The 9,149-nt window shown below is 75.0% G+C and carries 11 protein-coding genes and 1 pseudogene; 4 read left to right on the top strand and 8 right to left on the bottom strand.

Going from position 1 to position 9,149, the window contains the following annotated elements:
• Positions 1 to 126 precede the first annotated feature (126 nt).
• Positions 127 to 1,106 (bottom strand): annotated as a pseudogene (locus JNW87_RS29605) (ADP-ribosylglycohydrolase family protein).
• Between the two features lie 73 nt (positions 1,107 to 1,179).
• On the opposite strand from JNW87_RS29605, the gene JNW87_RS29610 reads away from it, so the two are divergent.
• Both JNW87_RS29610 and JNW87_RS29615 read left to right on the top strand, forming a co-directional pair.
• Positions 1,180 to 1,869 (top strand): response regulator transcription factor, encoded by a 690-nt coding sequence (locus JNW87_RS29610; RefSeq protein ID WP_109800074.1) that lies wholly within the window; start codon positions 1,180 to 1,182, stop codon positions 1,867 to 1,869.
• 29 nt (positions 1,870 to 1,898) lie between these two features.
• On the top strand, positions 1,899 to 3,290 hold the full coding sequence (locus tag JNW87_RS29615) for a HAMP domain-containing sensor histidine kinase (RefSeq protein WP_109800075.1): 1,392 nt from the start codon (positions 1,899 to 1,901) through the stop codon (positions 3,288 to 3,290).
• 480 nt (positions 3,291 to 3,770) lie between these two features.
• Here the strand turns inward: JNW87_RS29615 and JNW87_RS29620 are convergent, their stop codons facing one another.
• Together JNW87_RS29620 and JNW87_RS29625 are read right to left on the bottom strand one after the other, a co-directional pair.
• Positions 3,771 to 4,796 carry an adenosine deaminase gene (locus JNW87_RS29620; RefSeq protein ID WP_109800077.1) on the bottom strand — a complete coding sequence of 342 codons (1,026 nt, stop codon included), beginning with the start codon at positions 4,794 to 4,796 and terminating at the stop codon, positions 3,771 to 3,773.
• Positions 4,793 to 5,587, bottom strand: a complete 795-nt coding sequence (locus tag JNW87_RS29625; protein ID WP_109800078.1) for a trans-aconitate 2-methyltransferase — start codon at positions 5,585 to 5,587, stop codon at positions 4,793 to 4,795. The genes JNW87_RS29620 and JNW87_RS29625 overlap by 4 nt, the downstream gene beginning before the upstream one ends.
• Before the next feature lie 85 nt (positions 5,588 to 5,672).
• On the opposite strand from JNW87_RS29625, the gene JNW87_RS29630 reads away from it, so the two are divergent.
• Positions 5,673 to 6,656 carry an aldo/keto reductase gene (locus JNW87_RS29630; protein ID WP_109800079.1) on the top strand — a complete coding sequence of 328 codons (984 nt, stop codon included), beginning with the start codon at positions 5,673 to 5,675 and terminating at the stop codon, positions 6,654 to 6,656.
• Between the two features lie 73 nt (positions 6,657 to 6,729).
• Positions 6,730 to 6,927, top strand: a complete 198-nt coding sequence (locus JNW87_RS29635; protein WP_109800080.1) for a hypothetical protein — start codon at positions 6,730 to 6,732, stop codon at positions 6,925 to 6,927.
• 125 nt (positions 6,928 to 7,052) lie between these two features.
• Here the strand turns inward: JNW87_RS29635 and JNW87_RS29640 are convergent, their stop codons facing one another.
• The 5 genes from JNW87_RS29640 to JNW87_RS29660 all read right to left on the bottom strand — a co-directional run.
• Positions 7,053 to 7,256, bottom strand: coding sequence for a cold-shock protein (locus JNW87_RS29640; RefSeq protein WP_011905669.1), 204 nt, complete (start codon positions 7,254 to 7,256; stop codon positions 7,053 to 7,055).
• 291 nt (positions 7,257 to 7,547) lie between these two features.
• A complete protein-coding gene (locus JNW87_RS29645; RefSeq protein WP_109800081.1) occupies positions 7,548 to 7,820 on the bottom strand; it encodes a DUF4235 domain-containing protein in 273 nt (90 codons plus the stop codon).
• Positions 7,817 to 8,224 carry a DUF3618 domain-containing protein gene (locus tag JNW87_RS29650; RefSeq protein WP_238454793.1) on the bottom strand — a complete coding sequence of 136 codons (408 nt, stop codon included), beginning with the start codon at positions 8,222 to 8,224 and terminating at the stop codon, positions 7,817 to 7,819. The genes JNW87_RS29645 and JNW87_RS29650 overlap by 4 nt, the downstream gene beginning before the upstream one ends.
• Positions 8,221 to 8,655: a phage holin family protein gene (locus tag JNW87_RS29655; protein WP_109800083.1), complete on the bottom strand. Its 435-nt coding sequence runs from the start codon at positions 8,653 to 8,655 to the stop codon at positions 8,221 to 8,223. The genes JNW87_RS29650 and JNW87_RS29655 overlap by 4 nt, the downstream gene beginning before the upstream one ends.
• Before the next feature lie 264 nt (positions 8,656 to 8,919).
• Positions 8,920 to 9,149: hypothetical protein (locus JNW87_RS29660; RefSeq protein ID WP_238454794.1), on the bottom strand; the 230-nt coding region annotated here is incomplete at its 5' end.

A 9,149-nucleotide genomic window follows, 5' to 3' on the forward strand; every position in this document is an offset into this window, starting at 1 on the left:
ATGCTGGTGGGGCTGGGCGGCGGCGCGGCACTCGGCTGGCTGCTCAGCCGCCGGCGGCGCGGCGCGCTGACGCTGCCCGCCCAGCCCGCACCACCCGCGCGTCCCGGCCCGGCCTCCTGAAGGGGTTCAGGCGTGGGCGGGGAGCCAGTCGGGCAGTGGCTCGCGGGCGGCCAGCCAGCCGTCCGGCACGCCGCCGGGGGTGCCGACGCCGGTGTGCGCGGCGACCACCGCGCCGACGATCGCGAGGTGGTGTCCACGTCCCCGCCGGCCTCGACGCAGACCCGGATCGCCGTCGGGTAGTCGTCGAGGTGGGTGGCAGCGACCCAGAGGGTGAACGGGACGGTGTCCTGGGCGGTCACCCGGGAGCCGTTGCCGAGCACGTCGGCGGCTCGCCGGCGGGGCGACCCAGCAGGCCGGCCGCCCGGCGTACCCGCGCGTGCACCTCGCCGCCGGGTCGAGCGCGGCGCCGACCGCGGCCAGCAACCGGGTCGGCTCGGCCGGTCGCCGTCGAGCGCGGCGCCGACCGCGGCCAGCAACCGGGTCGGCTCGGGCCGGTCGCCGTCGAGGCGGGCCCGGGCGGCGAGCGAGGCGGCGACGGCCACCGCGACCGCCCCGGCGATTCCCTCGGGATGGGCGTGGGTGACCTCCGCGGAGGCACGGGCCTGGTCGGCGGCGCGACGGGTCGAGTCGGCGTGCCAGGCGCCGAGCGGGCCGACCCGCATCGCTGCCCCGTTGCCGCAGGAACCCTGCCCGTCGAACGCGGACGCGGCCGCCACCGGCCAGGGCGTGCCGGTGCGGATCAGCCGGAGGATGGTGACGGCGCCCGGGCCGTAGCCGCGGTAGGGCTCGCACCGCTCGGCGAAGTCGAGCGCCAGCCGGTCCCGGTCGATCCGTCCGCCGGCGGCCAGCGCGGCCACCACCGAGCAGGCCATCTCGGTGTCGTCGGTCCACGGCCACGGTGGGGGCGGCAGCCGTCCGGCGGCCAGGTCCGTGGGGTGCCGGCCGGGGACGAAGAACTGCGCGCCGAGCGCGTCGCCGACCGACAGGCCGGCGAGCGCGTCCCGGGCGAGCGCCAGCCGGGCGTCGGGAAACAGGGTGAACGTCATCGTCGTCCCAGCTTGCCCGCTTTCCAGCAGTGCCGCAACGCGATCAACTTGCCACGCCCAGTACCGTCTTGACGTGGCCACCGTGCTCCTGGTCGAAGACGATCACGTCGTACGCGGCGCGATGCTGCGGTCCCTCACCGACCGGGGGCACGCCGTGCACGCCGTCGGTACGGCCCTGGACGCGTTGCGCCGGGTCGCCGCCGAGACCCCCGACCTGGTCGTGCTCGACCTCGGCCTGCCCGATCTGGACGGCTCCGACGCGCTGCGGATGCTGCGCGGCATCACCGACGTCCCGATCATCATCGCCACCGCCCGCGACGACGAGCAGTCGGTGGTCCGGCTGCTGCGGGCGGGGGCCGACGACTACATGGTCAAGCCGTTCACCGGCGCGCACCTGGATGCCCGGATCACCACCGTGCTGCGCCGGGCCGGCCGGGCCAGCCGCACGGTGCAGCCGGCCGTGCACACGGTCGGCGGCCTGCGGGTGGACGTGGGCGAGCGCAGCGCCCTGCTCGACGGGGAGCCGCTGGCGCTGACCCGCAAGGAATTCGACCTGCTGGCGTATCTCGCCGCACGTCCCGGCCGGGTAGTGTCCCGGCGGGAACTCTTGGAGGAGGTATGGCGGCAGCCATCGGTCGGCGAGGACCAGACCATCGACGTTCACCTGTACTGGCTGCGCCGCAAAATGGGCGAGTCCGCGGCGAAGCCGCGCTACCTGCGCACCGTGCGGGGGGTCGGCTTCCGGCTGGTGGCGCCGGACTGAGGTCGTCGCTGGCCTGGCTCACGGCCGGCATGTGCAGCCTCGTCGCGCTCGCCTTCCTCCTCCCGCTCGGGATCAGCCTCGGCGACCAGGCGCGCGAGGAGAAGCTGGCGGACGCCGCCCGGCGCAGCGCCCTGGTCACCGGTGCCCTCGCCGTCAGCACCGACCCGGCGGTCGTCGGGCGGGCCGTGGCGGCCAGCGGTGACGACCCGGCGACCCGGCCGGTCGTCCACGGACTGGGTGGCGACGAGTCCGCGGGCCGCGCCGACGCGGCGGCGCTGGCCCGGGCCGGCGCGGAGCGCCGCTCGCTGGTCACCGACGTGCCCGGCGGGGTGCTCCGGCTCGACCCGGTGGTGCTCGGCGACAAGGTCGCCGTGGTGGAGGTCTTCGTCCCCGACCGGGTGCTCGACGAGGGCTCCGGCGGCCGCTGGCTGCTGCTGCTCGCGGTGGCCGTCGCGCTGGTGGGCGCCGCGGTCATCGTGGTCGACCGGGTGGCCGCCCGCGCGGTCGACTCGACCGGCGAGCTGGTCAAGGCGGCCCTGGCGATCGGCGACGGCGACCTCGGCGTACGCGTCGAACCGAGCGGACCGCGGGAGCTGGCCGAGGCCGGGCACGCGTTCAACCGGATGGCCGACCAGCTGGTGGCGCTCCGCTCCGACGAGCGGGAACTCGTCGCCGACCTCTCCCACCGGCTGCGCACCCCGCTGACCGTGCTGCGCCTCGACGCCGAGGCGCTGGAGTCCGACGACACCAGCATCGGCACGTTCAGCGAGGCGGAGCTGGACCGGCGGCGGGGCATCCGGCGGATCCGCCAGGCCATCGTCACCCTGGAGGGCGAGGTCGACCAGCTGATCAAGACCACCCGCAAGGCGGTCACCCAGGAGACCGGCCCGGCGATGTGCGACGTCAGCGAGGTGGTCCGGGACCGGATGGTCTTCTGGGCGGCCCTCGCCGGGGACCAGAACCGGCCGCACCGGGTCAGCGGGGCGCAGCTGCGCATCCCCGCGCCGGTGCCCCGGGCCGAGCTGGCCGCCGCGCTCGACGCGGTGATCGGCAACGTCTTCCGCTACACCCCGCAGGGCACGGCCTTTGAGGTGGCCGTCAGCCGGCGGGACGGGTACGTGGCGATCCGGATCGACGACGCCGGCCCCGGCATCGCCGACCCCGACCGGGCGCTGCGCCGCGGCGCCAGCGACCAGGGCTCGACCGGGCTGGGGCTGGACATCGCCAAGCGGGTGGCGTTGCAGGCCAACGGCTCGGTGAGCATCGACCGGGCCCGGCTCGGCGGCGCCAGCGTGGTGATGCTGCTGGCCGACCCGGAGGCGACGCCCCGGCAGGTCAACCGGTTCGGCCTGGTCGGCCGGATCTCGCGGGAGGCGCGGGAGCAGAAGACCGGCGGGCGGCGCTGGCCCCGGCCGCGCTGACCCCGCCGGCTGTGGGCCGGCGCAAGTCTTCCTTAGATCCGGGTTAACGACGGCGTCGGGGCCACGGTGGACTGACAGGATCTGGGACGAACCCATCAGTTCCGTCGGCCGGAACGCCCTGTAACACCACCGGCAGGCCGGAGCCGTGCGCGCGGCGGGAGTTCGGTCCCCCCACACCTCGCTCCCGCCGCGCGCCACTCCCCCGTCGAGCCGCACCCCGGGCGTGAGGTGACCGTGATGACGCCGACCGTCAGCCGCCTGCTCCGCTGGGCCGCCGTGATCGGGGTGGGCGTCGCCCTCACGCTCGCCGCCTGGCAGGACCCGGTGCTCGCGTACGGCGCGCGGCGGCCACCGCTCGGCACGCCGCTGGCCAAGGTCGTGATCACCACGGCGCTCGGTGGGCTGGTCGGGATCAACGTCGTCCTCGCCGGGCGCGCCGGCCGACGCGGGTCTCCCCGCCGGCCGCGCCGTCGCGTCCGCTCAGCGGGTCGCGGCCGCCAGGTAGGCGTCGATCTCGGCGCTGATTCGCGCCTGCTCGCCGGCCTCCATGAACGACGCGGTCACCGCGGCGCGGGCCAGGCCGGCCAGCCCCTCCGGACCGGCGTTCAGCAGCCGGGCGGCGACCGCGTACTCGTCGTTGAGGGTGGTGCCGAACATCGGCGGGTCGTCGGAGTTGACGGTGACCAGCAGCCCGGCCTCGACGAGCTGCGGCAGCGGGTGCTCCGCCATGGTCGCCACCGCTCGGGTGCGCACGTTGGAGGTGGGGCACACCTCCAGGGCGATCTGCCGCTCGGCCAGGTGGGCGAGCAGTTGCGGGTCGAGGGCGGCGGAGATGCCGTGGCCGATCCGCTCGGCGCCCAGCTCCCGCAGCGCGTCCCAGACCGTCTCCGGTCCGGTGGTCTCCCCGGCGTGCGGCACCGAGCGCAGGCCGGCCGCCCGGGCCTGGTCGAAGTACGGCTTGAACTGCGGTCGGGGCACCCCGATCTCCGGGCCGCCGAGGCCGAAGCTGATCAGCCCGTCCGGCCGCTCCGCCAGGGCGATCCCCAGGGTCTCCTCGGCGGCGGGCAGGCCGGCCTCGCCGGGGATGTCGAAGCACCAGCGCAGCGCGATGCCGAAGTCGGCCTCGGCCCGCTTGCGGGCGTCCTCGATGGCCTCGCAGAACGCCGGGGCGGGGATGCCCCGGTGCACGTGCGAGTACGGGGTGACGGTCAGCTCGGCGTACCGGACCTGCTGGCGGGCCAGCTCCCGGGCCACCTCGTGGGTGAGGATCCAGACGTCCTCCGGGTCGCGGATCAGGTCGACGACGCTCAGGTAGACCTCGATGAAGTGGGCGAAGTCGCGGAACGCGAAGTAGTCGGCGAGGGCGTCCGGGTCCGCCGGGACGGGGGTGCGCCCCTCGTGCCGGGCGGCCAGCTCGGCGACGATCCGGGGCGAGGCGGAGCCGACGTGGTGCACGTGCAGCTCCACCTTGGGCAGTCCGGCGATGAAGGTGGACAGGTCGGTCACTGGTTCTCCTCTGCGTGGGCGCCGGTGCGGGCCACCACGAAGATCCGGCGGAAGGGGAAGTACACCTGACCCTGCCGCACCGGGTACGCCGCGGTGAGGCGTACCCCCAGCTCGGCCCGGAAGTCGGCCCAGCCGGCGGCGTCCAGCGCGGCCCGGACCGGGCGCAGCGCCGTCCCCTCCATCCAGGTCAGCACCGGGTGGTCCGCGTCGGCGGCGGCCGGGAGCAGGTGCACGTAGGTAGTCTCCCAGGCGTCCACCGCGCAGCCGGCGCCGACCAGCAGGGCGGCGTAGTCCACCGGGTCGCCGACCGGCGCCTCGCGCAGCAGCGGGGCCAGCTCGGCCCGCCAGCGGTCCCGCCCGGCGACCTCGCGCAGCGCCCGGTGCGACGGGGCGTCGAAGTTCCCCGGCACCTGCGTGGCCAGCCAGGCCCCGGCGGGCAGCTCGCGGGCCCAGCGGGCGAGCAGTTCCCGGTGGCCGGGCACCCACTGGAGGACCGCGTTGGAGACCACCACGTCCACGTCCGGCCCGGGGCGCCAGTCGCGGACGTCGCCGACGGCGAAGCTGACCGGCACGTCCAGGGTGGCGGCCCGGTCGATCATCTCCGGGGAGGAGTCCAGGCCGACGATCCGGCTCCGGGGCCAGCGCTCGGCGAGGCTGGCGGTGAGGGTGCCGGGCCCGCAGCCGAGGTCGACGACGGCCCGCGGCCGCGGCGCCGGGATCCGGGCCACCAGGTCGTGGAACGGCCGGGACCGCTCGTCGCCGTACCGCAGGTAGGTGGTGGGATCCCACATGACAGCCTCCAAACCGTACGTACGTTTTGTTAAAACCATACGGCCCGTCGAGCGCCCGGGCAAGCGGATCACTAGGCTCGTCGGGATGGAACAGCGCAGCTTCGACCGGCTCGGCCGGCAGGTCGGCATCGTCGGACTCGGCGCCTGGCAGCTCGGCGCCGACTGGGGCCAGGTCAGCGAGGACGCGGCGATGGCCGTCCTGGCCGCCGCCGTGGACGCCGGCGTCACGTTCCTGGACACCGCCGACGTGTACGGCGACGGGCGCAGCGAGCAGCTCATCGGCCGGTTCCTGCGGGAGCGCCCCGGGCACGGGCTGACCGTCGCCACCAAGATGGGGCGCCGGGTGGCGCAGACGCCGCAGGCGTACACCCTGGACAACTTCCGGGCCTGGACCGACCGGTCCCGAGCCAACCTCGGCGTGGACACCCTGGACCTGGTCCAGCTGCACTGCCCGCCCACCGCGGTCTTCGCCGACGACCGGGTCTTCGACGCCCTGGACACGCTGGTCGCCGAGCAGCGGATCGCCGGGTACGGGGTCAGCGTGGAGACCTGCGACCAGGCGCTCGCCGCCATCGGCCGGCCCGGCGTGGCCAGTGTGCAGATCATCCTCAACGCGGTCCGGCACAAGCCCCTGGAGCGGGTGCTGCCCACCGCCGCGGCGGCCGGGGTCGGCATCATCGCCCGGGTGCCGCTGGCCAGCGGCCTGCTCTCCGGCCGGTACGACGAGCACACCACCTTCCCCGCCGACGACCACCGCACCTTCAACCGGCACGGCGAGTCGTTCGACGTCGGCGAGACCTTCTCCGGGGTGGACTACGACCTCGGCCTGGCCGCCGTGCGCCGGCTCGCGCCGCTGGTCGGCGAGGACCGGACGATGGCCCAGTTCGCGCTGCGCTGGATCCTCGACCAGCCCGGCGTCACCGTGGTCATCCCCGGCGCCCGCGACGCCGACCAGGCCCGGCGCAACGCCGCAGCGGCCGACCTGCCGCCGCTGACCGACGCGGAGCGGGCCGCCGTGCGGCAGACGTACGACGAGCTGATCCGGCCGCAGGTGCACGACCGGTGGTGACCGGCGCGGCGCCGACGTGCCGGGGCGCCGGCGGGCATGCTTGGACCGGCGCCGTACGCCGGAAGGGGATTCGATGAGGGGCTGGCTGACACTCACGCTCGGGCTGCTGGCGGTGGTCGTCGGCGCGGTCTGGACCGTGCAGGGCCTCGGCTACATCGGCGGCAGCGTGATGACCGACCAGCGAATCTGGGCGGTGGTCGGGCCGGTGCTCGTCCTCATCGGACTGGCCGGACTCTGGTACGGGGTGCGGGCTCGCCGCCACCGGTCCTGACCCGCGCGTCCCACCCGGACCGTCCCCGGAACGCGGAAAGCCCCGCATCCCTGCGCGGGCTGCGGGGCTTCACATCGATCCGGGGGGCCGGATCGCACTGGCCGGCGGCTGCCGGCCGGCACTGCTCAGAGGGGGCGGACCTGCTCGGCCTGCGGACCCTTCTGACCCTGGGCGATCTCGAACTCCACCCGCTGGTTCTCCTCCAGCGTGCGGTAGCCGCTGGTCTGGATGGCCGAGAAGTGGACGAACACGTCAGCACCCCCGCCGTCGACGGTGATGAAGCCGAAGCCCTTGTCTGCGTTGAACCACTTCACGGTTCCCTGCGCCATGTGTATCTCCTTCTAAAACTGGCGGCCGAGCACGCCGTGCGGCCGATTGGCCGTTTTCGAGCAGCGGCGCCTGAGGCGGCCCCCGGTGAAGGAGACTTCTCTCAACCCACGCCGTCTCTCAACAGCGGGGAACAGCAAACCACGTACGTAAAAACTCTGCACAGCCCAACGGACGAAATTCTCCGACATGTGACCTGACGGATGCGTCAGATCAACTGGGCGGGCCGGCGGGACCGTGCGAAAGGCCCCTTCCCCGTCGATGGCTGGGGAAGGGGCCGACACCTGCGCTGATCAGTCGGGCCAGCTGCCGGTCAGCCGGCGTACCCCGACTGCGCCGCCCCGGTCCACCGCGGCCCGGACCGCCGCAAAGATCGCTCCTTGCAACGCCGCGGCGGCCAGGATCTCGCCCCAGCCGCGGTCCTCGTCGGTGGCGCTGGGCGCCTCGCCGTCGCCCGCGGTCACCTTCCAGACCTGCCGGAAGATCACCCCGGCGACCGTGCCGGCGGCCAGCCCGAGCAGCACCCCGACGGGCTTGTACGCGGCCTTGCCGATCTTTCCGCTCACCTGCGCCTCCCCCGGACGATCAGCAGCACCACCACGCTCGCCACCGCGCCGGCCGCGATGGTCGCCCACGGGACGGGATTGCGCCGGACCGTCCCACCCTTCTCGGACGCCTGCACCCGGGCGACCCGGGCCTTCTCCGCGGCCTGCCCGCGCACCACGCCGGCCTTCTCCGCGGCCTGCCCGCGCACCACGCCGGCCTTCTGCGCCGCCTGCCCGCGCACCCGGGCCAGGGTCGACGCGGCCTGCTCGCGCATCCGCGCCTTCGCCTGCTCGGCGGAGTCCTTCAGCCGGGCCTTGACGTCGGCCTTGGCGGCCAACAGCTCCACCGTCTCACCCAGCTCCACCCGGGTGCGCCGGATCTCCTCGCGGAGCGCCTCGGTGTCGCCGGTCCCGTTGCCCGTCATGCCCGCCTCCCGTCCTTCACCGCGGCGGTGACGGTGTCCACGTCCGCCCGGACGCTGCGAACCGTCGCCTGCGGCACCGGCGGGACGGCACGGCTGACCTGCTTCTTGCCGACCAGGGCGAGCGCCCCGGCGAGCAGGAAGAGCGCCACCCCCACGATCAGGGCGGCGAGCCACCCGGGCATCACCAGCGCCAGCAGCAGGATCGCCGCGGCGACCAGGGCGCCCGTGCCGTAGAGGGCCATCACCCCGCCGCCGCCGAAGAGGCCGATCCCGATCCCGGCGTGCTTTCCCTTCTGGGTCAGCTCCGCTCGGGCCAGCGCCAGCTCGTCCCGCACCAGCCGGGAGACCTGCTCGGTGGCCCGCTGCACAAGTTCCGCGGTGGACGGCTCGCTCCCGGTCCGGGACGTGCTGCGACTCGCGACGTCAGCCATGCTGTCCTCCTTTCATCATCACCGCGCTGTATGCCCGGAGTCGCGGCCCGCCAATCCTGCCCGGAGCGCCGGTCCCGCCGCCCACCGTCCGGCGCGGGCCGGAGCCGGGGCGTGCGCAGCAGGTCCCCCGAACCCGACGGAACAAACCCACCGGGGGCCAGATGTCCCCGCAACGAGCGACCCTGGCGGGTCCGCCGCGGCGGCAGGACGCCTCCCGGCAGGTGCAACGGGCCGGCGGGCGGCGAGGTCACGTCGGGCGGCCGGTCAGCCGTCGTGGCCGTGCAGCGTGACGACAACCGCCTCGCCGGCGCCGAGCGTGACCTGGAAGTGCCCCGCCTCGGCGGTGCCCACGGTCGGCTGGAATCCGGGCCAGCTGCCGTCCGCGGACACCACGCGCCCGTCGATGCGTACGCCGGGTGCGTCGAGGGTGCGGCCGGCGCCGCTCGGGTCGTCCGGCGTCATCCGGTCGATCTCGTACGTGGCGCCGGGCGCCG

Source organism: Micromonospora sp. ATA51, from assembly GCF_016802855.1.
GTDB lineage: Bacteria > Actinomycetota > Actinomycetes > Mycobacteriales > Micromonosporaceae > Micromonospora > Micromonospora sicca.